The sequence below is a fragment of the Micromonospora radicis genome (assembly GCF_003583405.1).
Lineage (GTDB): Bacteria > Actinomycetota > Actinomycetes > Mycobacteriales > Micromonosporaceae > Micromonospora > Micromonospora radicis.
Genome location: NZ_QXEC01000018.1, coordinates 1 through 26,580, shown reverse-complemented (window position 1 = coordinate 26,580; position 26,580 = coordinate 1). Strand labels below are relative to the sequence as shown.

Sequence of the window (26,580 nt, the reverse complement as noted above, 5' to 3'; positions counted from 1 at the left end):
CCAGTGCGACTGCCCGAGAGCTTCTACAGCAGTGTCCGTACCCGGCTGGGCGAGGCGCTCGACGAGCGCGGCCTGGACGGTTTCCTGGCCACCTCGCCGCCGGATGTCGCCTTCCTCAGCGGCTTCTTCTACATCGCCACCGAGCGACCGGTCTACCTGTGGATGCCGCGTGACGGCGAGCCGCTGCTGGTCATTCCCCGGCTCGACGAGGAGTACGCCGCGCAGCAGGGCGTGACGCTGCCGACGGTCAGCTACTTCGAGTACCCGGGTGTGGTCAGCGCCGAGGAGACCCTGGCCGCCGCGCTGTCCCGCCCCGGTGGCGCGGGGCGTCGCATCGGTGTGAGCGCCGGGGTCTCCCTGGCCACCTACCGGGCCCTGTCCCGGGCCATCGGCGGTACCGAGTTGGTCACCACCGACGCGGTGGCGAAGCTGCGGCTGCGCAAGTTCCCCGAGGAGATTCCGTTCCACGAGGCAGCCGCCCGCATCTGCGACGAGATGCTCGCCGCCGGTCGGGCGTTGATCGAGGAGGCGCTGACCTCTGGCGGTCCACTGCCCAGGGAGGACGAGATCGCCCGGCACGTCATCGGCTACGGCACCGACCGGATGTACGCCGAGTACGACCTGGTCGTCTACACCACCAAGCTGGCCGGGGGGCTGGTCTACGCCGGTCCGAACTCGGCGCTGCCGCACGGCCTGCCGACCCGTCGGCGGGTACAGCCCGGCGACACCCTGATCCTCTCCCTCGGCGCGGCGGTGGCCAGCCGCTTCGTGGAGAGCGAGCGCACCTTCGTCATCGGTGAGCCCACTGCCGAGCAGGTGCGCTACTACGAAGCCGACCGGCAGGCGCAGGAGGTCGGTACCCAGGCGATGACCGCCGGGCGGAGCTGCGCCGAGGTCAACAAGATCTGTCTGGATGTGCTGCGGGAGCAGGGACTGGGCGACTACATCCGGCACCGGCAGGGGCACGGCATCGGGTTGCAGAACCACGAGGCGCCGTGGGTCGAGGACGGCGACGACACCGTGCTCGCCCCCGGGATGCTGCTCTCGAGCGAACCCGGCGTCTACGTTCCTGGCCATGCCGGCTACCGCATCTCCGACACCGTCCTGGTGCAGGAGAGCGGGCCGCGTCGGCTCACCCGGTACCCGCGCGACCTGGTATCCAACGTCATCGAGGGGGTCCGGTGAAGATCAACGGAGCGGAACTCGTCGTCGAGGCGTTCGGCCCCGAGGCCGGGCCGGCGATGATCGTGCACCACGGCGCGCCCGGGCTGGGCTCACGCAGCGAGCCGAAGCGTTCCTTCGGCCCCTTCTCCGACCGGATGCGGGTCATCGTCTTCGACGCCCGTGGCTCCGGGGAGTCCAGCGACGACGAGCCGTTCACCCACGAACAGTGGGTGGCCGACGTGGACGCCATCCGGGAGCACTTCGGCTACGAGAAGATCGTCATGGCCGGTGGCTCGTACGGCGGATTCATTGCCCTGGAGTACGCCATCGCCCACCCGGACCGGGTCAGCGCGCTGGTGCTGCGCGACACCGCCGCGGACACCGCCCACGACCACCTGGCGGTCGAGCGGGCCCGCAACACCGACCGTTCGGTCATCCCCGAGTGGGTCATCGACCGGATCGGCACCGGCCGGTTCGAGAGCAACGAGCAGCTGCGTGAGTACTGGCGGGCCATCCTGCCGCTCTACGACCACCATCACGACCCGGCCAAGGACGAGGCACGACTGGCCACCACCCGCTTCCACTACCGGACCCACAACGCGGCCTTCGGCCAGAACATGCCCCGCTACGACCTCAAGCCGAAGCTGCCGTCGATCACCTGTCCGACCCTGGTCACCGTGGGCCGTCACGACTGGCGTACTCCGGTGGCGGCCTCGCAGGCCATCGCGGACCTGGTACCCCACGGCGAACTGGTGGTCTTCGAGAACTCCGGCCACTCGCCGCAACTGGAGGAACCCGAGCTGTTCCAGCAGGTGGTACGCGAGTTCCTCAGCCGAGTCGGAGTACTGCGATGACCCTGTTGGAGATCGCCGACCTGAAGGTCGCGTTCCCCGGCCCGAGCGGACCGGTCAACGCGGTCAACGGAGTGTCGCTCGGTGTCGACCCCCGACAGACCCTGGCGATCCTCGGCGAGTCCGGCTCCGGCAAGAGCGTCACCGCCCAGGCGGTGATGGGCATCCTCGACGTACCGCCCGCCACGGTCACCGGTTCGGTCCGGCTGCACGGTCGGGAGCTGCTCACCCTCGGGCGCAAACAGCGCGACCGGATCAGCGGCGAGGAGATCGGCATGGTCTTCCAAGACGCGATGGCCGCGCTCAACCCGGTCTTCACCGTTGGCCACCAGATCGCGGAGGTGCTGCGGGTCCGCCGGGGCATGTCCCGGTCCGACGCCCGACGCCGGGCGATCGAGTTGGTCGACCGGGTACGCATCCCGGCGGCCAAGGACCGGATCCGGGAATACCCGCACCAGTTCTCCGGCGGCATGCGCCAGCGCATCATGATCGCGCTGGCCATCTCCCTGGAACCGGACCTGCTGATCGCCGACGAACCCACCACCGCCCTAGACGTGACCGTGCAGGCGCAGGTGATGGAGCTGCTGGCGGAGATCCAGCGGGACAGCGGAATGGGCCTGCTGCTGATCACCCACGACCTGGGGGTGGTGGCCGAGGTCGCCGACGACGTGGCGGTGATGTACGCCGGCCGGATCGTCGAACGCGGCACCGTCGAACAGATCTTCGCCGGACCGGCCCACCCCTACACCGAAGGGCTGCTCGCCTCGATGCCCCGGGTGGACCGGCGCGACGAGCAGCTCTACGCGATCCCGGGAGCCCCACCGAATCCGGCCCGGCTGCCCACCGGCTGCCCCTTCCACCTGCGCTGCCCCCGGGCCACCGACGAGTGCCTGGCGAGCCGGCCACCGCTTCGGGTACTGCCGGCCAACCGGGCCAGCGCCTGCCACCACCACGAGGAGGTGCTCGGTGCCACCCAGCGATGACGTGGTGCTACGGGTCGAGAACCTGACCAGACACTTTCCGGTCAAGGGGCGGATCCCGTTCCTCTCCGGCGGCGTGGTCAAGGCCGTCGACGGGGTCTCCTTCGACCTGCGTCGGGGCGAGACGCTCGGCGTGGTGGGGGAGTCCGGCTGCGGCAAGAGCACGCTGGCCCGAATGCTGGTCGGCCTGGAACAGCCCACCTCGGGCGCCGTGCGCTTCGGCAGCGCCGTGGTGCACCGGGCCAGGGGGCGGGAACTGCGGGCGCTGCGCCGGCGGATCCAGATCGTGCTCCAGGATCCCTACACCTCGCTGAACCCCCGCCGGACCATCCGGGAGATCCTGCTCCAGCCCTTCGAGATCCACCCCGACGTGCTGGACCGCCGGCGGCGGATCGAGCGGATCAAGGAACTCCTCGACCTGGTCGGTCTCGATCCCAGCCTGCACCTGAACCGCTACCCGCACCAGTTCTCCGGCGGCCAGCGCCAACGCATCGGCATCGCCCGGGCGCTGGCGCTCAACCCCGACGTGATCGTCTGCGACGAGCCGGTCTCCGCCCTGGACGTGTCGGTCCAGGCCCAGGTGGTGAACCTGCTGGAACGGCTGCAGGAGGAGTTGGGCGTGGCGTACGTCTTCATCGCCCACGACCTGTCGGTGGTCCGCCACATCTCCGACCGGGTCGCCGTGATGTACCTCGGCAAACTGGTGGAGACCGGTCCGGAGATCGACCTCTACGAGTCGCCCCGGCACCCGTACACCAGGGCTCTGCTCTCCGCCGTGCCAGTGCCCGATCCGGCCGGCCGGCGGCAGCGACAGCGGATTCTGCTGGCCGGTGACCCACCCAGCCCGGTGGACCCGCCGTCTGGTTGCCGGTTCCGGACCCGCTGTTGGCAGGCCACCGATACCTGTGCCACCGCCGAACCGCCGCTGGCCGCCGGTCAGCACCCGGTTGCCTGCCACTACCCGCTGGCCGCGTGAGGGCCGGCGACCGTCCCGAAGGAGAAGGTGTCTTGCTGTTAGAACCCGCCCCGCGGTACCAGGGCCACAGGTCCTACTCGTACCTGGAGCCGCACTCGGACTACCGGGTGTTCACGCTGGCCAAGGAGACTGGTCGGGTACCGGAGCACGACCTCGGACTGACCGACGCTCAGCGTCGACGGGTGACCCGGCTGATCACCGAGCACATCGCGATCTCGCTGCACGAACACCCCGTGGTCCTGCCCGAGGACGTGCGTGAACTGCGCGCCTACAACCGCACCGCGCGTCAGCGCACCGGCTACGAGGGCCTGGCCCGTTCCGGCCTGACCGCGATCTTCGACAACTTCATGGCCGGCGCCTCCTGCGTGACCAGTGAGAACGGCTGGAAGTGGAACGATCTCATCTACGCCCTCGGAATGCGGATGAGTGACCTCTACAAGCAGGACCACGTCTTCCTGGCCACGTCGCTGGCCGACATCCACACCGCGAAGCGGGACGGCCGGCTGGCCCTGGTCGCCGGCCTGGAGTGCAGCAGCCCGATCGAGAACGAGCTGGACCGCATCGACATCCTCTACGGCTTCGGCGTGCGCCAACTCGGCATCGCGTACAGCCAGGCCAACATGCTCGGCGGTGGCCTGTCCGAGCGGCACGACGGTGGGTTGACCCACTTCGGGCGGCGTGCGGTGGACCGGATGAACAAGCTCGGTATCGCCATCGACGTCTCGCACTCCGGCGATCAGACCTCGCTGGATGTGATCGAGGCCAGTCGGGTGCCGGTGTTCATCACCCACGCCGGTGCCCGTTCGGTCTGGAACACCTCCCGGATGAAGCCGGACGAGGTGATCCGGGCCTGCGCCGAGCGGGGTGGCGTGATCGGCATCGAGGCTGCTCCGCACACCACCCTCTCCGAGGCGCACAAGCACCATTCGATCGAGTCGGTGATGGACCACTTCACCTACTGCGTGGAGCTGGTCGGCATCGACCACGTCACGTTCGGCCCGGACACCATGTTCGGCGACCACGTAGGGGTGCACAACACCTACGCCGGCAACTACGCCCACGATGCCGGCAACCGGCCGGAGCACCCGCGGGTGGAGTACGTGTCCGGGCTGGAGAACCCGGGCGAGGCGTTCGGAAACATCGTCGGCTGGCTGGTCAAGCACGACTACTCCGACGACGAGATCGCCAAGGTCGTCGGCGGCAACACCCTACGGGTACTCGAACAGGTCTGGTAGTGGCCTTCTGCCATCGGCCAGAACGGCAGCGAGGAACTACACTCCCTACACCGTCTACCGCGGCGGGGAACGAAGAGGTGAGGGCGGATGGCTCGGCGCGAGACCGCGCTACAAACCGCGCACGGCCGGCTACGCGGGCTGATCGGCAGTGAGTTCCGCTCGGGCGACAAGTTGCCCAACGAGCGGGACCTGGCCGACCGGTTGGAGGTCAGCCGGGCCACCGTACGCGAGGTGCTCGGCCAACTCGTCGCCGAGGGCGTGGTGACCCGTACCTGGGGGATCGGTACCTTCGTGCACGACAGCGCCGAACGGGTGCCGGTGTCGATCGGCGACGTCACGGCGCTGCGCGACCGGATCACCGCCTCGGGCCACCGCCCGACGCTTCAGGACGCCGCGGTCAGCCGGGCGAAGTGCCCGGCCGACTGCGCGAAGCTGCTCGGGCTGGAACCGGACTCGACGGTCTGGCGGGTCGACCGGCTCTTCGCCGTGGACGGCGTCGCGGCGGCCTGGATCCGTGACCACCTGCCGCTGCGTTTCGACGGCCGCGACCTCGACCCGTCCGGGTTGGTCAGCATCGACCTGGACATGTTCGAGTTTCTCGCCAGCGCGACCGGCATGCCGGTACGCAGGGCCGAGATCGAACTCACCGCGGTCCTCGCCGACGAGGAGTCGACCGCCCGGCTCGGCGTGGCGGCCGGGCACCCTCTGATCACCGGCACCCAGATCGGCTACGGGACGGATGACGCGGCTCTCTTCCACGGCCACATCACGGTCCGCACCGATGTGCTTACCCTGCGGATCAGTCGGGGAGGGGATCCGTCCCCGGCCCGGTGAACACCAGGGGCGCGTGGGCACCCGCCACCGGGCCCGGTGCCGAGAAGCAGTGACTGACCGGCTCCATCGGCACGGACGCGGTGGCGGCCCGCGGCGGCATCAGGGGACGGCGGTGGCGTCGGGGTCGGCCGCGTCGTCCGTCGCTGGTTGCTCGTACGGCAGAGCGCTGCCCTTGACGTACTCGTCCCAGCTGACGTTCCAGTCGGTCCAGCCGTTGCCGAGTTGCAGCTTGCGTTCGGTGCCCTTGACCACGATCGGGTCGCCGACCCGGGTGTTCTCGAACAGCCAGGCGCCGTTGGCCATCGAGACGTTCACGCAGCCGTGCGAGACGTTGGTGGTGCCCTGCTGCCCCTCCGACCAGGGAGCGGCGTGGATGAACTCGCCGCCGTAGGTCAACCGCTGGGCGTAGTCGATCTTCGTGCGGTAGCCGTCCTCCGGGCCCAGCTCGTCGTACGTGTCGAAGACCGTCTTGCGCAGCTTCTCCATCACCACCATCGTGCCGCTCGACGACGGGGTGCTCTTCTTGCCCAGGCTCACCGGAATCGTCTTGATCGTCTCGCCGTCGCGGGTGACCACCATCCGCTTGGTGCTGTTGTCGACGGTCATCACCAACTTGGGGCCGATCTTGATGTCCACGGTCAGGTCGGCCCGGCCGTACCAGCCGTCGCCCAGCGGCAACCCGCCCGCCTGCACCCGGTACGACACCTTGCTGCCGGCCTGCCAGAACTCCTTCGGCCGGTAGCGGACCTCGGTGGCGCTCACCCAGTGCCAGACGCCCTCCTGGACGGGCGTCGACGTCACCGTCATCCGCCGCTCCAGCTCGGCCCGGTGCTGCTCGGGGATGGCCCGGCCGAACTTGACGATCAGCGGCATGGCCACCCCGACGGTCTGGTCGTCGCCGAGGTAACTGGTGATCCGTACCTGCTTGCTCGGCTGCTTCATCACCGTGAACGAGCTGGTCGCACTCACCGGGCGGCCGTCGTCGCCGGTGGCGGTGACGGTGGCGGTGTACGACTCGCCGTACGTCAACGCCTTCGACGGCAACCAGCTGCCGTCCGCCGTGAGTTCGCCCTCGACCGGCTCACCCTTGGCGTCGGTCAACTCGACCGTGGTCTCCTCGGACTGTTCGGCGGCGAAGGTGATCGCCGTGGCGGCCGGCACGTTCTTCGCGTCGGCGGCCGGCTCGCTGATGCTCACCGACGCCTTGGCGGCCGGCTGGTCCGCCCCACCCTGCCAACCCGGCGCGTTGTCGCCGCCCTTACCGCCGGTGCAGGCGGAGGTCAGCACCAACGCCGCGGCGAGCATTCCCGCGGCGAGCACCCCCCGCCGCCGGTTGCGCTGGTCCCGAACTCGCATGGTGTCCTCACAGTCGTGGTTCGCTACCCGTCCACACTCTGACGCACCGGCTCACGTACCCGTTGCGGAAGGTGAACCGAAACACGTGGCGCGGGGATGTCCGGATAGTGACATATCTGGCCCGGTCACAGGGCCGGACCGGCACCACCGTCCGGAACCGGCAGCGCGCTGCCCTTGACGAAGTCCGCCCAGCTCAGATCCCACGGCGTCCACCCGTTACCGGCCCTCAGTTTGCGTTCGGTGCCGGTGATGGTGATCGGGTCGCCGATCTTCGTACGCTGGAAGAGCCACTTGGCGTTCGCCATCGAGACGTTCACGCAGCCGTGCGAGACGTTCTCCCGCCCCTGCACGTGCTCCGACCAGGGCGCCGCGTGGATGTACTCGCCACCCCAGGTGAGTCGCTGGGCGAACTGGATGTCGGTGACATAGCGGTTCTCCGGATCCGGGTCGTCCATCGTGTCGAAGACGGTCGCCTCCTTCTTCTCCATCACCACGAGCGTGCCGCTGGAGGAGGGGGTCTTCTTCTTGCCCAGGCTCACCGGCAGCGTCTTGATCAGCTTCCCGCCCTCGTACACCCGCATCTGCTTGTCGGAGTTCGTCACCTTCATCTCGAAGGCCGATCCGATCTTGGCAGTGGCGGTACGGTCGACGTTGCCGTACCGGCCGTTGCTCAGCGGAATGCCGGCCAACGCGATACGTACCGAGATCTTGGTGCCCGGCTGCCAGTACTCCGGCGCCCGGTAGTACGCCTGGGTGCCCTCGGCCACCCAGTGCCAGGCGCCCGGCTGCGGCGGATCGGTCTGCACGAACATCCGCTGCTGCACCTTCGCCCGGTCCTTCTTCGGGATGCCCGGGTGGAACTCCGCCACCACCGGCATCGCCACCCCGTACGTCCGGTCGTCGAACAGGTACAACCCGGAAGTGATCATCGAGCCGGGCTTGGCCATCGTGGTGAACGTGCTGCTGCCCTCGCCCAGGGTGCCGTCCGGCCGGGTCGCGGTGACCGTGGCGGTGTAGCTGGTCGACCACTTCAACGGCGCCGACGGCACCCAGGACGAACCGTCCTTGCGCAGCTTCCCCTTGACCTTCTTGCCGTCGGCCGTGGTCAGCGTGACCTGCGACACCGTGGCGCCGTCCGGCAGCTTCGCCCCGATCTCCGCGCTGACCGGCCGGTCCTTCGTACCGTTCGCCGGAGTGACCACCAGCGGCGGCCCACTCGGCCCGTCCGGCGGCACCGGCGTCGCCGAACCCGTCACCCCCGGCTGCCCGCCCTCCACGAACGTGGCGCCTCCCGGCTCGTCACCGCACCCCGACAGCGCCAACGACGCCACCAGGCCCAGAACGCCCAGCAACGCCCCGGCCCGCGTGAACCTGACCATCCCCACCCCTGTCTCGCGCACCTGGCGGACATCGTGCCGTACGCGAGCACACCCGCAACAACCCGTCCCAAGCCTTGTGCACCCTTCTCGCCAAATGTCCGGCAAGCTCGGCCGAAGGTACGACCGGGGGATCGGATTGGAACGCGGTTCACGGGCCGTGCTAGTGTTCTCCCCGTTGCCAACGAGCGCCGCTAGCTCAACTGGCAGAGCAGCGGACTCTTAATCCGCGGGTTCGGGGTTCGAGTCCCTGGCGGCGCACCAGCAGCAAGGCTCTGACCTGGGGATACTCCCGGGTCGGAGCCTTTCTCGTTTCCGCGTCGGTGGTCGGTTGCTCGGTGGGTGCTCGGGAGCCGTTGGACCGTTCGGGCTTTCGGTGGACGGGTGGCGTGTCGGTGGAGAGATGGATCGACTGCCTGGCGCGCCGCGTCGGTGGGTGCGGCTTGGATCAGGTAGCTCGTTGTGCCTCCAGGGATGCGACAGGTACCTACTGGTAGTGATTCCGGGCGCGGATAGGGGCAAGTCGTGCGTCAGATCGTACGTAGGTCGGTGCGGGCCGTTCTTCTCGATGAGGACGACCGCCTCGTGCTGATCAAGCGGATCAAGCCTGGCCAGGCACCGTACTGGACGACGCCGGGTGGTGGCCTGGAGTCGACGGATGTCTCCCTGGAGGCGGCGCTTCGCCGCGAGTTGCACGAAGAACTCGGTGCTGGGGCGGACCGGTTCGCCCAGGTGTTCCTGTTCACCACCCCCGCTGGTGAGGGCGTTTCCGTCCAGCACTTCTTCGCCTGTCGGCTACGTCAGCTGAACGAGGACGCCCGGACGGGGGAGGAGTTCGTTGATCCGTCGCGTGGTGGCTACCAGCTCGACCGGGTGACGATCGACAAGCTACCTGCGGTGAATCTCAAGCCGGATGCGCTGAAAGATTTCATCATCTCCAACGAGGAGGCCCTGCTCTCCGTATAGGGCAGGCTGGCCAGACCATCGCCGGCCCGAGTCTGAAGTCGCGGGCTGCCTGGAACGTGTCTTGCGGGCTGCGGGCACCGTTCAGGCGGCTACGGCGCCGATGAAGACGCGGTGCGACACGATGAGGGGTACGCCCTGCTGGGCGGCCTCGTGGGCGCGCGATACGGCTTCCATCGCGCGTTGCCGTAGCGTGGTCAGGCTCTCCCCACCATGGAGAGCTGAATCCGGATAACGAAGGCGTTCGCTGCGCCACGCTCGGTACTCGCTCGGGTAGTCGTCGAGGCTCAGGCCGAATACGTAGTCGGGTGCGCGCCATTCCGCGTAGGCGCGACTGTCTCTTCGAGCACCTCGTTCACAGCAGGTCTGCGCAGATCGGGGGCACCCCGTCTCGCCTCGGAAGCTCCGGCCCGGATATCGGTGAGGCTGACCATCGGTTGTTCGGTAGCCTGCTATCCGTGACCAGCTTCGATCTCCGCGTCCGCTTCGCACCCTCCCCGACAGGCATGTTCCACGTGGGCAATGCCCGGTCTGTCCTGTTCAACTGGGTGCTGGCCCGACAGTCGGGCGGAACGATGGTGCTGCGGATCGAGGACACGGACGCGGCGCGGAACCGCCCGGAGTGGGTGCAGGGCATCCTCGATGCGATGGAGTGGCTCGGCATCGGCCCGAGCGAGTACGAGGGTCCGCTGTTCCAGTCCGACTATGCCCCGCAGCACCGCGAGGCCATCGACCGGCTTCTCGCCGCCGGTCGCGCCTACTTCTGCGACTGCACCCGGGACCAGGTCATCGCGCGTACGGGCAGCGAGCACAAGGGCTACGACGGCTTCTGTCGGGACCGTGCCCAGAGCGCCGGGGAAGGTCGTGCGCTGCGCTTCCGTACGCCGGACGACGGCTCGACGGTGATCGTCGACCTGGTACGCGGAAAGCCGACCTTCGACAACAAGTTGATCGAGGACTTCGTGATCGCCCGTGGCGACGGGTCGCCGGTGTTCCTGCTGGCGAACGTGGTCGACGACATGGTCATGGGCATCACCCACGTGATCCGGGCGGAGGAGCACCTGCCGAACGCACCGAAGCAGCAACTGCTGTGGGAGGCGCTGGGCGCTGAGCCCCCGGTGTGGGTGCACGCGCCGATCCTGGTCAACGAGAAGCGGCAGAAGCTGTCCAAGCGTCGGGACCGGGTGGCCCTGGAGGACTTCCGCGCCGAGGGGTACCTCGCCGGGGCGATGCGGAACTACCTGATGCTGCTCGGGTGGGCACCGTCCGGTGACCGCGAGATCCTGCCCTGGGACGACATCGTGGCGGAGTTCCGCCTGGAGGACGTCAACCCCTCTCCGGCGTTCTTCGACGTGAAGAAGCTGCGGGCCTTCAACGGTGACTACATCCGGGCGCTGTCGGTGGAGGCGTTCGTCGAGGCGTGTCAGCCCTGGTTGAGTGCGGAGGCCGCGCCCTGGCGGCCGGAGGCGTACGACGCTGACGTGTTCGCTGCGGTCGCCGAACTGGCGCAGACCCGGATCGCGGTGCTCTCCGAGATCGTGCCGATGGTCGACTTCCTGTTCCTCGACGAGCCGGTCACCGATGAGGCAGCCTGGGCGAAGGCCATGAAAGCCGAGGCCTCGGTGCTGCTGGCCGCGGTGGTCGAGGCGTACGAGACGTGCGAGTGGCAGACCGAGGTGCTCAAGTCGACGCTGGAGACGATCGGCGCAGAGCGCGGGCTCAAGCTCGGCAAGGCCCAGGCTCCGGTACGGGTCGCGGTGACCGGCCGTACCGTCGGGCTGCCGCTGTTCGAGTCGATCGAGATTCTCGGACGTGAGCGAACCCTGGCTCGCCTGCGAGCCGCCCTCGACCGCCTGAGCTGACCCCTTCGCGACCGGCGGATCGATCCGCCGGTCAACCTGGTCGTCGATCGATCCGCTCCCCGAGCACTTCCCGGAAGATCCGCCTCCTTGCCCGAGGCGGATCGGAGCGAGATTGGCGCACTTCATGGATCTTGAAAAGTTGCTGGCCGACCGGCTGGCGCAGGCGTTCTCAGCCGTGGCCGGCGAGCCCGTCGACCCGGTCGTACGGCGGTCGCAGCACGCCGACTACCAGTCCGACGCCGCCCTGTCCCTGGCACGTCGGCTCGGCCGCCCGCCCCGGGACATCGCGACCGAGGTCCTCGGCCGGGTGGAGCTCGCGGACCTCTGTTCGGCTGTGGAGGTGTCCGGTCCGGGTTTCATCAACCTGACCGTCGCCGACCCGGCTCTCGGCATACTCCTGTCGAGGATGGCCGCCGACACCCGGCTCGGCGTCGCGGTGAGCGCCGCTCCCGAGACGGTGGTCGTCGACTACTCGGCGCCGAACGTCGCCAAGGAGATGCACGTCGGGCACCTTCGGTCGACCGTGATCGGTGACGCTGCCGTCCGGCTGCTGGAGTGGCTCGGGCACCGGGTGATCAAGGCCAATCACCTGGGCGACTGGGGCACTCCCTTCGGGATGCTCATCGAGCACCTGCTCGACCTGGGCGAGGCGGAGGCGGCCCACGAGTTGTCCGTCGGTGACCTGGACTCGTTCTACAAGGCGGCCAGGGCGAAGTTCGACGCCGACGACACGTTCAAGGAACGGGCCCGGCGGCGGGTGGTCGCCCTACAGGGCGGCGACGAGCTGACCCTGCGGTTGTGGCGGCTGCTGGTCGCCGAGTCGGAGAAGTACTTCCTGACCGTCTACGACCAGCTCGACGTCCTGCTCACCGAGAGGGACTTCTACGGCGAGAGCTACTACAACGACATGCTCGCCCCGGTGACCGGGGAACTGGACCGGCTCGGGTTGCTGCGGGACAGCGGTGACGCCGCCTGCGTCTTCCCGGAAGGCTTCACCGGCCGTGACGGGCAGCCGCTGCCGATCATCGTGCGCAAGCGCGACGGCGGATACGGCTACGCTGCCACCGACCTCGCGGCGATCCGGCACCGGACCCGGGACCTCGGCGCGACCCGGCTGCTCTACGTGGTGGGGCTGCCACAACGTCAGCACTTCGAGATGGTGTACGCGGTCGCCCGGCAGGCCGGCTGGCTGAGCCCGCCCGCAGTGGCCGAACACATCGGCTTCGGCTCGATACTCGGCCCGGACGGCAGGATGCTGCGCAGCCGGGCCGGCGGCTCGATCAAGCTCGTCGGACTGCTCGACGAGGCCGTGACCAGGGCCGCCGACCTGGCCCGGCAGAAGAACCCCGACCTGCCCGAAGCGGCCGTCGCCGACGTCGCCCGCGCGGTCGGCATCGGTGCCGTCAAGTACGCCGACCTCTCCACCGACCGGATCAAGGACTACGTCTTCGACTGGCAGCGGATGCTCTCCCTCGACGGCAACACCGCCCCGTACCTTCAGTACGCCCACGCCCGGATCCGGTCCATCTTCCGCCGCTCCGGCATCGAGCAGTTCACCGCAGGACCGATCTCGATCGGGCACCCGGCCGAGCACGCCCTCGCCCTCGAACTGGTCAACTTCGGCACCGTCGTCACCGTCGTCGAGCAGACCCTGGAGTTCCACCGGCTCGCCGGCTACCTGCACACTCTCGCCGCCACCTTCAGCGGGTTCTACGAGCACTGCCCGGTTCTGCGTGCCACCGGCGAGGTACGCGACAGCCGGCTGGCCCTGTGCGACCTCACCGCCCGGGTCCTGCACCGAGGCCTGTACCTGCTGGGCATCACCACCCCGGACCGCATGTAGCCATCACCCCGGACCACACCCGAGCCCGGCCCGGCTACCTGCTTGCTGGCTCGGGGCTGAGCCGTGCTTCCGGCAGACAGGCGTCTGGCGTGGTGTCGAATGGCGGTACGAGGTGTCCGAAGTCGGTGCCGAGGACCTCGTCGCTGACCCGGAAGATCTCGGGTGCCCGTGGTCCGACCCGGCCACCGTCCGGGAGCCGGGCGGTGGCAAGGGTCGCGGTGAGCAGCCAGCCGCGCGGCGACGGGGTGATGACGAGCCGTCCGTCTGTCGGGCCGCTGGGGGCAGGGACCAGTCGGTCACCATCCCAGCGGACCGACGCCGTCCGGGAGGCCCTCTCGTCGGAGTGCGTGGTCGCGCCGAAGATCGTGCAGCTGGTGCCGATGGAGAAGACCTCCTCCGCGAGTTGCTCGACCGCGCCGACGTCGGGCTCGTTTCCTTCCCGGGCGAGCAGGTTGACCACGTGCAGCAGGACCCGACGGTCAGATGGTGCCGCTTCCATGGCCGATGTGAGCCGAGCGTTGAAGTCGGTGGGCTGGAACCCGCTGGAGGTGAGGATGCCGTCGACGGAGAAGCCGCCGCGGTAGCCGAGGCGTTCACGTAGCCCAACCCCGATCCGCTCGGTATGGGTGACGAGATCGGCGGCATCGTCGAGCAGGGGAACGGCACCGGCGCAGAGGAAGGTCCCCTGCCCGGGGCGGGGCAGCGTCACGAGTTCCATGGGCGGGAACGGGGTGCTCCTGGTGGTGAGGGCCAGCCCGTGCAGGCGTACCGGGATCCCTTCGAGGAGCGGCATCAACCGGACCCGCCAGGTTCCGGATCCGGCGGTGGGGATGGTCGTCGGTGGTGGGCCTTCGCGCCACCACCAGATGCCATCACCGCCGGCGGACGGACCGGCACCCCTGGGCTGGCAGGAACAGACGACTCCGGTGCCCTGGTCCACCATCGCACCCAGCACGGCGAGGTGAGCGGTGCCGTCACCGACGACCGACGGTGCCCGGGGCACCCCGGCGGCGTCCCACAGCGTGTCGACCACGGTCTTGTCCTCGAACAGCCGCCACGCGGGCTGCCTGACGCCGAACCGTCGCCGGGTCCCGGCCCTCGGCGGATCGAGCGGGTCGGGCATAACGAGTGTCGCAGTGTGGTCGGGGTCGAAGGCGTCCGCCGCTTCGGCGAGCCAGCCGGAGCCGTCGAGCCCGCCGATCGTGTGGTGCTGCCACGCGAGGTGGTCGGACGCGCCGCGTAGTGTCCGGGGCCGGACCTCGGACGGTGCGTCGTCCAGGGCGATGGCGAGACACCGGGCCGGGCCGAGCAGGTCCTGCCAGGCTGCCGCGTCGTCGGCGCGTCCGCAGAGGACGATCAGCTTGCCGTCGGGTAGCAGTTGGGTGATCGACATGCCGGGGTGGGTCATCGGCGTTGCCGCCAGGGTCGGTCTGTCCGCTGCAGGATCAGGTTCGCTGGTGTCTCGTGGACGAGTTCATAGGTGTCCGGGCCGAGGTGGCGGTGGATCGTGTGGCGGTGCCGGTCGGCGTGCTCGTCGTCGAACTCGACGATGACGACGCTCGGCCGGTGCCGGGTGTGGTCGAAGGAGTCCCAGACGTCGAGTTCGGTGCCCTCGACGTCGATGCTGAGCAGGTCGATTTGCTCGATGCACCACTGGCCGAGGAGGTCTTCCAGAGGCCGGCAGGCGACGAGGATCTCCTGGTAGTCGGTGCCGCGCCGCTGCAGGCCGGACCACGACGGCTTGTGGGCGTACATGCCGAACGGCCAGAGTCCGGGGGTGGCGGACACGGCGCAGGTGTCCACGGCACAGCAGCGGTCCCGGAGGCGTTGGTGGTTGCGGGGGTCGGCGTCCACGCAGAGTCCGCGCCAGCCCCGGTTTTCGAAGTAGAGGCTGTTGCTGCCGCGTACGCCGTCACCAGCGCCGACGTCGACGAATACTCCGTGCGCCGGGAGGTGGTAGTTCTCGGCGAGCCAGCGGTCCTCGCCCCACTGTGAGTGGTACGGCGCTGGTTGGGTGTAGGGCAGCATCGCGGTCATCCCCTCCACCGCTTGATCAGGTCCTGCTCACGGGCATGATCGAGCCACCGCTGTGACCAACTGCGCCGTAGCGCCTGCCAACCGAGTGCGTCGGTGATGCTGTCGGCAAGGGGGCGGAGGGTGAGACCGGCGTCGGTGGCACGGCTGTTGTCGACCGACATGAGAGCCAGTTCGGGGCTGCTGGCGGGCAGCCACAGCGGGATCTCGGTCCACGGTTGGAGGCGATGGGCGAGGGCGAACTCTTCGCCGACGCGACAGGGGGCAACGGCTCGGCCGGCGCTGGTCAGGACCGTGTCCACCAGGGTTTGGGCGGTGGTGCGGGCACCGGCGACGTTGACGACGCCGGTACGTCGCCGGTCGATGGCGTCGCGCAGGAACCGGGCGACATCGAGGGCATCGATGAGTTGGATGGCCTGGCGGTCGTCCATCGGGACGAGAACGTCGCCGCCGCGCAGGGCGCGTTCGAGCCAGTAGGCGAGGCGTTCGCTGTCGTCGTACCGGCCGATGACTAGGCCGAGGCGGGCGGTGAGCAGCGGTACGTCGGTCCGGTTGAGACGACGCCGGAGGTACCGCTCGCAGCGGAGCTTGCGGGTGGCGGAGGCGCGTACCGGGTGGGAGACGTCAGCCGCGATGGTGGGTGCCCGCTCGGTCAGGCCGTGCCGGCCGAGTGTCCTGCGGTAGACCCCGCAACTGGAGACGAACAGGTACCGGCCGATGCCATCGAGCAGGGGCAGGACCGGTCGCAGGTCGTCGACGTCGCGGGCGCTGGTGTCGATGACAGCGTCCCAGGGTTCGGCGAGGACGGCGGCTGCTTCGATGGTTGGTGCGCGCCGGTCGGTGAGGACGTGGCGGCTGATCCCGGCGAAGGGTGACGGTGACCGGCCCCGGTAGAGCACGGTGACGTCGTCTCCACGCCGGAGGCATTCCTCCACGATGTGCCGGCCCACGAACCGGGTGCCACCGAGCATGAGGATCTTCATCGCGGTGCCCCGCGTTCCGGCCGGGCGGGGCTGTACCCGAGCACGAGCAGCCGGCGTGGGTGACCGGAGGTGTTGGGTCCGCTGGCGTGGACCAGGGCGGCGTCCCAGACCAGTACCGTGCCGGGCGCGGCGACCAGTGACACGGCCGCCGTGTCGGGCGCGGCGGCGTCCGGTACGACGGGCCCCTGGTTGTCCGTCGGGATCATCTCGATGGTGCGCCGGTGGCTGCCGGGCCATACCCGCAGCGCGCCGGCCTTCTCGGTGCAGGGGTCGAGGCAGACGGCGACGGTGAGCACCCGTGGGTAGCCGCGTGTCGCGTAGTAGGCGGCGTCGGTGTGCTTGCGGACCTCCTCACCGAGCACCGGCAGCGCCGCCCAGCCTCCGGCGATGTCGACGGTCTGCTTGTACATCAGTTTGTTGTCCATCAGCGTCGGGGGCGCACCGAGCAGGTCGGCGACGACAGCGCGCAGCGCATGGTCGTCGGCCACCGTCGTGGCGGTCGGGGACAGGTCGACCACGGGCTTGACCTTGAGGACGTACGGCTTGCCGCTGGCGAGGCGCCACCAGGTGACGCGCGGGTCGAGCGTCCTGGAAGCCACCATCCGGGCGAGCCGACCACCGAGAATCTCGTCGGCCTCGACGCGGAGGTCCTGGATGGTGGCGGGCGGAATCAGGTCCGGCAGGACGAGGTACCCGTGCGAGGCGAACCGGTCGATCTGCTGCGCGGTGACCGCCGGCGCGATCGGGGGAGTCATCGGGCACCGCCCTTCGTGGCGATCGGAATCAGGAAGTCGCGGCTGGGTTTGGTCCAGTGCAGTGGGGTCTGCTCGGCCGGCATGGTGTGCGGGTGGGCGGTCCACTCCGCGAAGTGCCGGTCGAGGACCGCGCGGCGGGCCGGGCTGATCGCGGTGCCGCTGTGGAAGAAGCTGAACCGGCCACCGGGGCGCAGGCAGGGAATCGCGAGGTTGGCGACAAACTCGGCGAAGTCCAGGTCGGCATGGCCGTCCGGTGGCCAGGTGTCGTACATGATCGCGTCGAAGGCACTGGTTGGTAGCCTCACGAGCTGCCACGGGTCGACGTGCACCCGCATGGGTGTGTCGAAGGCTTCGACCAGCCGCATGCGAGCGGCCAGGGCCACGCCCGGATGCGGTTCGATCGCGGTGTACGAGCCGACCTCACGCTTCGACAGCTGCGCGGCGAACACACCCAGGCCGAGTCCCACCTCCAGCACGTCGGGACGGCTGAAACCCTCGGTGAGGTGGGCTACGTGCTCGCCCATCAGGTCGGCTTCGGCGAAGAACATCACGTACTGCGAGCCGATACGTAGCCCCTCCGCGTCGATGACCGCAGGCTGGTCGAGGAGGGCGGCGATGTGCCGCTGGTGCACCCTGGACAGGACCTTGCGCGTCACAGCGGCACCCCGTCCCGGAACCGGGCCAGCGGCTCGGTGGCGATGAACCGGGCGACGAAGGTCGGGGCACCGGCGACGGCGCCTCGCACCACCTCCTCGATCTCGGTCACGGTGAGCGCGTCGACCTCGCGGTCCACCGAGACCAGGACGTGGGCGGGCGCGTCGAGCTGGCCACCGTTGCGGGCGGCGATCGTGACCTCGGCGTACACCGAGGTTTCGGCCAGCACCCGCTCGGCGGCCTCGGCGGCGAGCGCGGTGTAGATCTTGCCAGCGTGGTGCACCGGGTTCTTGCCGGCCGGCGCTTCACCGCTCGCCGGGCGGAGCGGCTCGATGACCCCGCTGTACCGGTTGCCGCGCCCGACCGCGCCACAGTCACCCTTACCGAGAGAGGTACCGAACGGTGCCAGGTAGCCGCGACCGGGGACGTCCTTGGTGTTGAGATGCAGCGACAGGCCGGTGACGTGCCGGGCTCGGGGCTCCTGGTCGAGCAGCGACTTCAGCTCGGCGGACACGACGTTCTGCGCCTCGGCGAGCGAGGCCCGGTACACCGGCCAGGAACCGACCAGCTCGGGATGGAACGGCACGGCGGCCGTGACCTCCAGCGCCGAGCCGATCCGGACCACCATGACCTTCACGTCGGTCCCGGCAGCCGGCACGGCCTGCCGGAACGCTTCGGCGGTGAGCCGGCGTTCCAGTCGTATCGCGAGATCGGCGGCGAGGCTGCGCCGGCTGGTGCCGACGCAGACGACGGTGTCGTTGGCGACGGACTCGGTCGCGAGCACGGTGTTGATGTCCGGTGCCGCGTCCGGGCGGTAGAACCTCCGGTCGTGGTCGACGGCGGTGCCGCGCGTGTTGTTGATGTGCAGGCGGAGGTGTTCGAGGATGCGGCGATCGCCGAGCGCGGCCGGGAGGATCTCGAGAACGACCCCTCGGAAGATCTCCTCGATCGGCACCTGCGTGGCACCGACCTGGTCGGTGATCTTCCCGAAGAGGTAGCAGTCGGCGGGCTTGAGGATGTCGAAGCCACCGAAGCGCACGTCGGCGGCGGCACCGACGAGGTTCACCTTGTCGACCCAGTGGTTGGGGATGGCACCGAACTCGCGCAGGCACCAGGACGAGTAGCGCTGGGAGAAGGCGTCGGCGACCAGGTCGGCGAGGCTGTCCGGGTGGCCGACTCCCTTCCGTTCGGCGACGTCGAACGGCTGGTCGTCGGGGTCGACGCAGGCGTGACGGATCGAGATTCGCATGGGGATGCCCTTCGGGTCAGAGGTCGTCCGGGTCGACGCCCTGTTCGGGGCGGACCGGAGGATAGACGAGGTAGGACAGGCACTGCGACAGGACCAGCACCCGCTTGGCGGGACACGGCTCGTTCACGTCCGCAGGCTGGAAGGTGCCGTCGTAGAGGTTTCCGTAGCCGGTGGGCACGGAGGCGCACCGACGCACGTCACCGGTGACGGTGACCTTGAATGAGGTGACACCGGCGGTGCATGCCTGGCCCCGGAAGGAGAGCATCCCGTCGAGGTAGGGCCGGTTGAAGACGTACTCGCCGGAGTTCGCCAACACCAGGGCCTTCTGCTCGTCGGTGTAGCCCTCCGGGTAGCGGACGCCCTCGTACACACCTTTGAACACCTTGGCCCGGACGTGGTCCACACCCAGTTCGCGCAGCCGGTCCAGGTCGGCGGCGAACCGACCGAGCAGCGGCGGGTAGAGCACGTACAGGGCGGTCACGTCGAACCCGCCGCGCCGCAGGATCAGGTAGTTGCGGGCGTAGGCGTCGAGTTCCAGCCCGCGGAGCTCGCGTTCGGGCTGGTGGATCGCGGCGACGATCTTCGCCACCCGGCCGGCCGGGACACGCTCGGCGAACTCCGCCACATCGTCCGAGGCGAGGTTGGTGTTGATGCTGATGAAGTGGTTGCCGGCCAGCCCCCGGCACAGCTCGACGAAGCCGGGGAACATGAACGGTTCGCCACCGGACATGTGCACCAGGCAGACCTTGCCCAGCTCGTCGAAGCGCCGGACCACCAGCTCAGGGGTCGGCTCGTCAAGGTGCTTGCGGTTGAGCACGTAGCGGATCTGCGGGTGGCAGTACTCGCAGAAGAAGTTGCAGCGGTTCGTCAGGTGCCAGTCGAACTCCCAGTCCCATGGCGGTTTGGTCTGGGTCATCGCCGAAGTACGCATCAGGTCCTCCGCTCGCCCGTCGGGGATTCACCCGCCGGCGCAGCCCTGCTGGCGGTGCGCCGGCGGGGACGCATTCAGCAGACCGCGAACCGATACCGCACGGGCAGTGGATGGAACCGTCAAGAGCGTCAATTCCGTGGGCCGAAGCGGTCAACACGATCCGGCACTGTCGCGGTACTGTCGGTTGCCCCTGCGGAGGAGTCGATGGGATTGCCACCCGACCGCACCAACCAGACCCTCGCCGCGCACATGACCGAAGCGGGCCTCACCCCGCGTACCCTCGCGCGGGAGATCAACCGCCTCTTCGGGGCTGGCACGCTCGCCGAAACCGCGCCCTACCACTGGCGCGACGCGGGCGGCATCCCCCGCCCGCCGCTGCCGGCGCTGACCGCGTACGTCATCTCCCGCCGCCTCGGCCGCATCGTGACCGCAGGGGACCTCTGGCCTGGGCAGCCCGACAGCGCGGATGGCACGCTGGTCATGGCGGCCAGCACCGGCATGGACGGGCCGTGGACACTCGCGAGCACCATGCTGGTCGCCGAGGACTGGCTGTTGGGAGGACTGGTGGATCGGAGAATGTTCCTCTCCGTCTCCGGGGCCGCCCTCACCCAGGCCGTGAACATTTACCTCGGCGTACACCTACCGGCCGACGGGGCCGCGCTCCCGACCGCGACACCCGACGACCCGCTCGTCGACCAGATCGAAGCCAGCGTGCCGCGCCTTCAATTGCTCGACGACGAGCGCGGCGGCGCGTCCGGCCTCGGCTACGTCGGCGCCCAAGTCCGTGCGGTCCTGCTCGTACTCCGCGACGGCGGCCACACCGACGCGACCACCCGCCGACTTCTGGTCGCCCTCGCCGACCTCGCCCAACTCGCCGGCTGGAAGGCGTTCGACGCCGGACAGCAGGGTCTCGCCCAGCGCTACTTCTTCACCGGCCTACGCGCCGCCCATGACGCCGGATACCGGGCCATGGAAGCGCACATCCTGGCCGACCTTTCCTTCCAGGCTGCCTCACTCGGCGACGCCGACGACGGCCTGCGCCTCGGCAGCGCCGCCCGCCGGGTCGCAGGCCGGTCCCCCGCGAGCGTCCAGGCCTCCGTGCTGTCCCGCCTCGCATACGCCCACGCCGCCGCCGGACACGTCGAGCAGTGCGAACGAACCTGGGCAGAGTCCCGCGACCAGCTCGCGAAGCGGCATCCCGACCGCGACCCGGAGTGGATGTACTACCTGACCCCGAACCACCTCGACTGCCAGGCCGGCTACGCGATGATCCTCGCCGGCCGCCAGGTGGTGGCCAGCGGCAGGGGAGCCGACGGGCGGGCCCTGCTCCGCAAGGGCGAGGCACTCCTGCGCACCGGGGCCCACGCCCGCCGGCCGGACGTCCCCTACCAACGCCGTGCCCTCTACGAAGGTGCCTGGCTCGCGCTCGGCTACACCGCTCACGGCAAACTCGACGACGCCTGCGCGGTGACCCGGATGGCCCTGCCGCGGCTCGACCGGGTCCGTTCGCCTCGCAGTACCGCCCTGCTTATCACGCTTGCCCAGGAACTGCGGCGACGGAAGCGGAACCAGAGCGTCGCCGACCTGCTCCCCGACCTTGAGAACGCGCTCGCGCGCCAACCGGCCTGACACTACGGTCGACCGATGAGCCGTACCGATCTCGACGCCCTGATCATCGGCGCCGGCGTATCCGGCCTCACCACCGCCGTGTGCCTCGCCGAAGCCGGACTGCGGGTGAAGATCTGGGCAGCCGAGCCATCCGAGCGGACCACCTCGTACGCTGCCGGGGCGATGTGGGGTCCGTACCTTGTCGAGCCCGTCGACCGGGTACGGGTGTGGAGCGCTCAGACGCTGGACGTGCTGCGGCACCTCGCCACCGACCCGGCGGCCGGGGTGCGGCTGGTCTCCGGGATCGAGGCGTCCCGCACGCCTGTCGAACCGCCCGAGTGGGGCAGCCAGCTCGACGGGTTCCGGATGTGCGAGCCCGGTGAGCTGCCAGACGGCTTCGCCACCGGGTGGCGGTACACCGCCCCGTTGGTCGATATGCCGGTCTACCTCGGGTACCTGCGTGGGCGGCTGGAGGCGGCCGGCGGCGAGATCGTGATCCGCCGGGTTCGCTCGCTTGGTGAGGCCGTTGGTGTGGCCCCGGTGATCGTCAACTGCTCCGGGATGGGTGCCCGTGATCTCGTACCCGACCCCGACCCCGACCTGACTCCGGTCCGCGGGCAGCTCGTTGTGGTCGAGAATCCCGGCATCACCGAGTTCTTCTCCGAGGACACCGGGCTCTCACCGGACCTGCTGCACTTCTATCCTCAGGGCGAGACTCTCGTTCTCGGCGGCACCGCCCAGCCCGGTGAGTGGAGCCGGGAACCCGATCCGGAGACGGCCGCAGCGATCGTTGCCCGCTGTGCCGACGTCGAGCCTCGCCTGCGTAACGCGCGGGTCGTCGAGCACCGGGTGGGACTACGCCCCACCCGGCCGTACGTCCGGGTCGAAGAAGAGCAGCTTGGTGACGTGAAGGTGGTCCACAACTACGGCCATGGCGGGGCTGGCCTCACTCTCTCCTGGGGCTGTGCCTTCGAGATCGCACGTCCAGATCTGATCGTCTGATACAGCCCGCCTCGCGATCCTGTAGTGCTTGCCATTCCTCCGAGACTTACCTGCCGGCCCACTCGTTGGTGAAGGTCTCCATCTGGCGGACGACCAGGTCGACGGTGGCGCGGTAGTGGTCCGGTCGGGCCAGCAGCCGGCGGATGTGGCTGCGGAGCTTGGCGTGTACCGGCTCGCGGGAGAACCAGCCCACCGTGATCGACGACTGCATCGACTTGACCAGCTCCCGGGCGATCTCCGCCAGGGTGCCGACACCCATAAGCTCCGTGCCCGCATCGTTCTGCGCTACGACGTCGTCGTGCGGGCCGCGCCGCGCGTACGTAGACCCCTCCTTGGCCAGCTCGACCAGCTCGATCGGCCGAGACGCCAGCGTTCGCCAGTTCTGGCAGGACGTCGACCGGGCGGTCGACGCTCGAGGGGCGTTGCTGACGGCGTTCGATCAGATGGCTGCGTTGGTACGGGACTTCCACACCCAGCAGGCGCAGGCGCGGGGCGATGAACGCCAGTGGCGCGCTGGCGTGACCGCCACCTGGGCCACTCACGTGGCGACGGGTGACTGCGGGTGTGGGACGGTGGTCGTCGGCCGGTGGACCGGACAGGGGACCCGCGCGCTACGTGAGGAGCTCCGGATGACCGTCCACGACTTTGCCCGATACCTTGGGGTGGTGCCCGTGACGGTTTCCGGCTGGGAACACCGCCACACGTCCACATCACCAGCGACGATGGCCGCACAGGCGGCTCTGGACGAAACGCTCACGCTCGCGGACAGCAACGCCAAGGCCCGGTTCCTGCTGCTCCTCGACACCCCGAACCACGACGGGTAAGCCTGCCGGATAAGCGGTGAGGGCTGCATGGCACGACCGACACGGCGCGTGAGACGGCAAGGCTTCCCCGCCGCGCCCGGTCGGCGGCATGAGAGCACATTCGCTGGCGGTCACGAGGCAGCCTTTGGCTTGCACAGACAGCGTCTGGTGGCCTCGTGTTGCGGAATAATACTTCCATGGGTTTGTTGCGGCCACCTACTAGGACCGGTGTGCGGATCGCGGGTGACAAGTATCAGTGGCTGCACGCCTGGGAGGCCTGCGTGGCTGCGCTCACCGATCGAGCGGACGGCTCGGAAAACCCCGTTACCGCAGTCGGAGTGGAGGTCGCCGGAGCCGGCAATCTGGACGATGTTGTGCGGTGCCGGCGGGAGCCGCCCCACTCGTACAGCCAGATCAAATACGCGGTCGATGCGAGAACCTCCGTCGGCACCGACTACCTGCTCCGACCGAGCAACTCCGGCGGCCCGTCTGTTTTGGGAAAGATTGCTGAGGCGTGGCGGCGGTTGACCGCGGATGGCGCTCCTGTCGAACTGGCACTGATCACTAACCGGAGTCTGGATTCGAGTGATCCGTTGGTATCTCGATGCGACGCTCGGACCATGCTGCTAATGCCCGGAGCCAGTGAGGGAGGGCCAAATTCGGCGCAAGGGATGGCCCGTCGTCGGTGGGCAGAGGCCACCGGCCTGAGCGAAGCCGAGTTGCTGGAGTTACTCAAGGTTCTCCGGTTCGATGCTGGTTACCCGGTTCCTCGACTGCACGCCGCGCTTGCAGCACAGATGCGCGCCATCGGACTACCTGCAGAGGACAAGGACATTGAAGCCGGGGCGAACTGGATCGCTCGCCAAGTCCAGGCCGGTTACACCGAGCTGGACCTGACCGCTATAGATCAGGCTGTCGCCGATCTGTGGCCCCAATGCCACCTGACGCTTCGAAACGATGGTCAGGCCTCCCGCTCGCCCCTTCGGCTTGACATGCCAGAACTCGATTCTGTCGATTCTCTGCTCGCCTTCGCCAATACAGCCATCACGCGTGTCGGTCGCGACCGCGAGCTTTTGGAATTGCGGTCCTTCCTGGAGTCGGAATCAGCCTTCTCGTGGTGGTTGTGGACTGGCCCCGCTGGCGCGGGCAAGAGCCGCCTGGCCATCGAGCTCTGCCGCGCGGTGTCGACAAGCTGGCACGCGGGATTCCTGCGCGAGGACCAAGAGAGCGCCCTCGAAAATATCCAGCCAACTCGACCCACCCTCGTCGTGGTCGACTACGCAGCGGAAAGGAGCGAATGGCTCTCCGATGCGCTCTTTCGCCTCAGCAGGCGCGCCCTGAGCGCACCCGTACGTGTGCTTATCTTGGAACGCCGTGCCGACGGCCCGTGGTGGAATAGGGTGCAGCGTACCCACCGCATGGAGGAGTCCTTCCAAATCCAGGCCTGCAACTACGCCCTGCAGCGGGAGCTCGGCGGCTTGTCCCGCCCAGAGATCCGAAAACTAGTCAAGGTCGTCGCGGAGCGAGCCGGGTCTACGCTTTCGTCGACGAACGTCGAAGATATTGCCGACCATTTGGAGAAAATCGATCCTGCGCGCCGTCCCCTATTCGTGCTGGTCGCCACGATGGACTGGTTGGACGAAAAGGACGTCAGTACGGACCGAGACGCGGCGCTGCGACGCCTGATCGCACGTGCAGAGGGCCAGACAGCTCAAACCGTCACCAACTCAGTGAACGCTCTGCACGTGCGCAACGTACGCACTTTCGCTACGGCACTAGGCGGCGTTACAGCCGACGCCTACGCCCAAATCATGCATACCCCCCACCCGCCAGTGGGACTACTGCCGGATGTATACAGCGACTTTCATCCGGTATCGCTTGACGATCTCTTGAACGGACTCCGGCCCGATATTCTGGGCGAGCTATATGTACTCGACCGGCTTGCCACTACAGGCGTTGAACAACTCGCAACAGGGGCACTGCTGCGCTTGGCGTGGCGAGCAGACGAAGAGGCGTATCGTGCCTTCGTCGAACGCGCTGCCGGTGACCACAAGGACCACCCCCAGCTGATAGATTTGCTGGACGCGGGCGACTGGACTGCCTCGCCAATGTTCTGCGCACGCATGGCGGTAAATATTATTCCGCTCCTCCAGCGTAGCGAGCACCCCACCCTCGTTTGGATCTTCTCCCGCCTTGATTCCGCGCGCCAATCCAACCCCATGCAGGCGCTCGAGGAAATTTCGGCGACCGCACGTTTCCGGCTTGCCAACCTCGTCCTCAACGAGGGCAGCACCGACCGCGCCAACATGCTCTACACGGACGCGCTAGCGGCCTGCAAGCCTGGCTGGGAGGTTCGCTTCAGCATATTAAACAACCGCGGTATAACCTGGCTGAAGCTTAACGACCGCCGCAGCGCTATGGCAGACTTTGCCGCGGTCATCGAGACAGCGTCCGCGACGGACGAAGTTCGCGCGTGCGCGCTTAACAACCGAGCCGACGTCTTCGACGCCGAAGACGATACCGATTCCGCTATCGCAGACCGCACCGCCGTACTTGATTTGGCAGAGACAACGTACAACCGGCGGTTCATCGCACTCGTCCGGCGAGCTCAGGCATGGTGGAAACAAGGAGACCAAGGGCGCGCCTATGAGGACATTATCTCCATCCTGGCAATGGACGACATCGCGACGGAGCAGAAGATGGCAGCACGGCTCCAGCGTGCTGAATGGTTGGCCGAGGCTGGCGCAGACTCCGACGCCCTAATTGATCTCAAGATTGTGATTGCATCCAGGCGGAACTTCGACGGGGTCGAGGCCCGGAGTCGACAAATCGTCACCAGCCTGCAAACGGGGGGACCCGTTGACCGATAGGTAAGGCCACGCGACTCTACGAACGCCGTTGGTTCGAGATCCACTGAGAGCATGGCACCTTCATGCCTCGTCTGTCTACGCACGCTCCTGGGCGTGATCGGATGCACCAATCTCGGCATGAGAAGGCGTGGGCGTGACTTCGCCTGCTCGGGGATCTCGCCGTCTGTGAGTGGGGTCGCGGGTATCGGGAGGGTAGTGCCAGATCAGGCCGAGGTCGAAGGCCTGTCGGCTGAGCACGCCTTCGCGCTGTA

At 68.5% G+C, this 26,580-nt stretch carries 24 protein-coding genes and 1 tRNA gene; 14 read left to right on the top strand and 11 right to left on the bottom strand.

Going from position 1 to position 26,580, the window contains the following annotated elements; genetic code table 11:
- The first annotated feature begins 3 nt into the window (after positions 1–3).
- The 6 genes from D2L64_RS18500 to D2L64_RS18475 all read left to right on the top strand — a co-directional run bounded on the left by D2L64_RS18500 (position 4) and on the right by D2L64_RS18475 (position 6,040).
- Positions 4–1,185: a M24 family metallopeptidase gene (locus D2L64_RS18500; RefSeq protein WP_119578233.1), complete on the top strand. Its 1,182-nt coding sequence runs from the start codon at positions 4–6 to the stop codon at positions 1,183–1,185.
- Positions 1,182–2,018, top strand: a complete 837-nt coding sequence (locus tag D2L64_RS18495) for an alpha/beta fold hydrolase (protein WP_119578231.1) — start codon at positions 1,182–1,184, stop codon at positions 2,016–2,018. The genes D2L64_RS18500 and D2L64_RS18495 overlap by 4 nt, the downstream gene beginning before the upstream one ends.
- Positions 2,015–2,998 carry an ABC transporter ATP-binding protein gene (locus D2L64_RS18490; protein WP_119578229.1) on the top strand — a complete coding sequence of 328 codons (984 nt, stop codon included), beginning with the start codon at positions 2,015–2,017 and terminating at the stop codon, positions 2,996–2,998. The genes D2L64_RS18495 and D2L64_RS18490 overlap by 4 nt, the downstream gene beginning before the upstream one ends.
- Positions 2,982–3,971 (top strand): ABC transporter ATP-binding protein, encoded by a 990-nt coding sequence (locus D2L64_RS18485; protein WP_119578226.1) that lies wholly within the window; start codon positions 2,982–2,984, stop codon positions 3,969–3,971. The genes D2L64_RS18490 and D2L64_RS18485 overlap by 17 nt, the downstream gene beginning before the upstream one ends.
- 32 nt (positions 3,972–4,003) lie before the next feature.
- Complete coding sequence (locus D2L64_RS18480) at positions 4,004–5,206, top strand: dipeptidase (RefSeq protein ID WP_199714602.1); 1,203 nt, start codon at positions 4,004–4,006, stop codon at positions 5,204–5,206.
- Positions 5,207–5,293: 87 nt separating this feature from the next.
- A complete protein-coding gene (locus D2L64_RS18475) occupies positions 5,294–6,040 on the top strand; it encodes a GntR family transcriptional regulator (RefSeq protein ID WP_119578224.1) in 747 nt (248 codons plus the stop codon).
- A gap of 99 nt (positions 6,041–6,139) precedes the next feature.
- Here the strand turns inward: D2L64_RS18475 and D2L64_RS18470 are convergent, their stop codons facing one another.
- Both D2L64_RS18470 and D2L64_RS18465 read right to left on the bottom strand, forming a co-directional pair.
- Positions 6,140–7,396, bottom strand: a complete 1,257-nt coding sequence (locus tag D2L64_RS18470) for a L,D-transpeptidase (protein ID WP_119578222.1) — start codon at positions 7,394–7,396, stop codon at positions 6,140–6,142.
- A gap of 125 nt (positions 7,397–7,521) precedes the next feature.
- Positions 7,522–8,775, bottom strand: coding sequence for a L,D-transpeptidase (locus D2L64_RS18465; protein WP_119578220.1), 1,254 nt, complete (start codon positions 8,773–8,775; stop codon positions 7,522–7,524).
- A 185-nt stretch (positions 8,776–8,960) separates the two neighbouring features.
- Here D2L64_RS18465 and D2L64_RS18460 point away from each other — a divergent pair.
- Together D2L64_RS18460 and D2L64_RS18455 are read left to right on the top strand one after the other, a co-directional pair.
- Positions 8,961–9,036, top strand: a tRNA-Lys gene (locus tag D2L64_RS18460).
- A gap of 261 nt (positions 9,037–9,297) precedes the next feature.
- Complete coding sequence (locus tag D2L64_RS18455) at positions 9,298–9,738, top strand: NUDIX hydrolase (RefSeq protein ID WP_119578218.1); 441 nt, start codon at positions 9,298–9,300, stop codon at positions 9,736–9,738.
- An 81-nt stretch (positions 9,739–9,819) separates the two neighbouring features.
- Here D2L64_RS18455 and D2L64_RS18450 read toward each other — a convergent pair whose 3' ends face one another.
- Complete coding sequence (locus D2L64_RS18450) at positions 9,820–10,227, bottom strand: histidine phosphatase family protein (RefSeq protein WP_158603514.1); 408 nt, start codon at positions 10,225–10,227, stop codon at positions 9,820–9,822.
- Here D2L64_RS18450 and gltX point away from each other — a divergent pair.
- Together gltX and argS are read left to right on the top strand one after the other, a co-directional pair.
- On the top strand, positions 10,194–11,597 hold the full coding sequence (gene gltX / locus D2L64_RS18445; protein ID WP_119578216.1) for a glutamate--tRNA ligase: 1,404 nt from the start codon (positions 10,194–10,196) through the stop codon (positions 11,595–11,597). The two genes, D2L64_RS18450 and gltX, sit on opposite strands and share 34 nt — an antisense overlap.
- Positions 11,598–11,721: 124 nt before the next feature.
- Positions 11,722–13,440 carry an arginine--tRNA ligase gene (gene argS, locus D2L64_RS18440; RefSeq protein ID WP_119578214.1) on the top strand — a complete coding sequence of 573 codons (1,719 nt, stop codon included), beginning with the start codon at positions 11,722–11,724 and terminating at the stop codon, positions 13,438–13,440.
- Positions 13,441–13,474: 34 nt separating this feature from the next.
- On the opposite strand, the gene D2L64_RS18435 is transcribed toward argS, so the two are convergent.
- The 7 genes from D2L64_RS18435 to D2L64_RS18405 are packed head-to-tail and all read right to left on the bottom strand — an operon-like array spanning position 13,475 to position 20,031.
- Positions 13,475–14,833, bottom strand: coding sequence for a hypothetical protein (locus tag D2L64_RS18435; RefSeq protein WP_233559024.1), 1,359 nt, complete (start codon positions 14,831–14,833; stop codon positions 13,475–13,477).
- A gap of 11 nt (positions 14,834–14,844) precedes the next feature.
- The gene (locus D2L64_RS18430) at positions 14,845–15,477 is read right to left on the bottom strand and encodes an FkbM family methyltransferase (RefSeq protein ID WP_233559023.1); all 633 of its coding nucleotides are present in this window, start codon (positions 15,475–15,477) and stop codon (positions 14,845–14,847) included.
- The gene (locus D2L64_RS18425) at positions 15,474–16,445 is read right to left on the bottom strand and encodes an NAD-dependent epimerase/dehydratase family protein (protein WP_119578380.1); all 972 of its coding nucleotides are present in this window, start codon (positions 16,443–16,445) and stop codon (positions 15,474–15,476) included. The genes D2L64_RS18430 and D2L64_RS18425 overlap by 4 nt, the downstream gene beginning before the upstream one ends.
- Positions 16,446–16,453: 8 nt before the next feature.
- A complete protein-coding gene (locus D2L64_RS18420; protein ID WP_119578210.1) occupies positions 16,454–17,212 on the bottom strand; it encodes a phytanoyl-CoA dioxygenase family protein in 759 nt (252 codons plus the stop codon).
- Positions 17,209–17,868, bottom strand: coding sequence for a class I SAM-dependent methyltransferase (locus tag D2L64_RS18415; protein ID WP_119578208.1), 660 nt, complete (start codon positions 17,866–17,868; stop codon positions 17,209–17,211). The genes D2L64_RS18420 and D2L64_RS18415 overlap by 4 nt, the downstream gene beginning before the upstream one ends.
- Positions 17,865–19,115, bottom strand: coding sequence for a methionine adenosyltransferase (locus D2L64_RS18410; RefSeq protein ID WP_119578206.1), 1,251 nt, complete (start codon positions 19,113–19,115; stop codon positions 17,865–17,867). Before D2L64_RS18410 ends, D2L64_RS18415 begins: the two co-directional genes overlap by 4 nt.
- 16 nt (positions 19,116–19,131) lie before the next feature.
- On the bottom strand, positions 19,132–20,031 hold the full coding sequence (locus tag D2L64_RS18405; protein WP_119578204.1) for a radical SAM protein: 900 nt from the start codon (positions 20,029–20,031) through the stop codon (positions 19,132–19,134).
- Positions 20,032–20,250: 219 nt separating this feature from the next.
- On the opposite strand from D2L64_RS18405, the gene D2L64_RS18400 reads away from it, so the two are divergent.
- Together D2L64_RS18400 and D2L64_RS18395 are read left to right on the top strand one after the other, a co-directional pair.
- Complete coding sequence (locus tag D2L64_RS18400; RefSeq protein ID WP_119578202.1) at positions 20,251–21,675, top strand: carph-isopro domain-containing protein; 1,425 nt, start codon at positions 20,251–20,253, stop codon at positions 21,673–21,675.
- Positions 21,676–21,690: 15 nt separating this feature from the next.
- Positions 21,691–22,656, top strand: a complete 966-nt coding sequence (locus D2L64_RS18395; protein ID WP_119578200.1) for an FAD-dependent oxidoreductase — start codon at positions 21,691–21,693, stop codon at positions 22,654–22,656.
- 46 nt (positions 22,657–22,702) lie between these two features.
- Here the strand turns inward: D2L64_RS18395 and D2L64_RS18390 are convergent, their stop codons facing one another.
- Positions 22,703–22,996, bottom strand: coding sequence for a type I restriction enzyme endonuclease domain-containing protein (locus tag D2L64_RS18390; protein WP_267898684.1), 294 nt, complete (start codon positions 22,994–22,996; stop codon positions 22,703–22,705).
- Here D2L64_RS18390 and D2L64_RS18385 point away from each other — a divergent pair.
- Together D2L64_RS18385 and D2L64_RS18380 are read left to right on the top strand one after the other, a co-directional pair.
- Complete coding sequence (locus tag D2L64_RS18385; protein ID WP_147376261.1) at positions 22,989–23,480, top strand: helix-turn-helix domain-containing protein; 492 nt, start codon at positions 22,989–22,991, stop codon at positions 23,478–23,480. The two genes, D2L64_RS18390 and D2L64_RS18385, sit on opposite strands and share 8 nt — an antisense overlap.
- Before the next feature lie 209 nt (positions 23,481–23,689).
- Positions 23,690–26,329 carry a tetratricopeptide repeat protein gene (locus D2L64_RS18380; protein WP_147376260.1) on the top strand — a complete coding sequence of 880 codons (2,640 nt, stop codon included), beginning with the start codon at positions 23,690–23,692 and terminating at the stop codon, positions 26,327–26,329.
- Positions 26,330–26,580 lie beyond the last annotated feature (251 nt).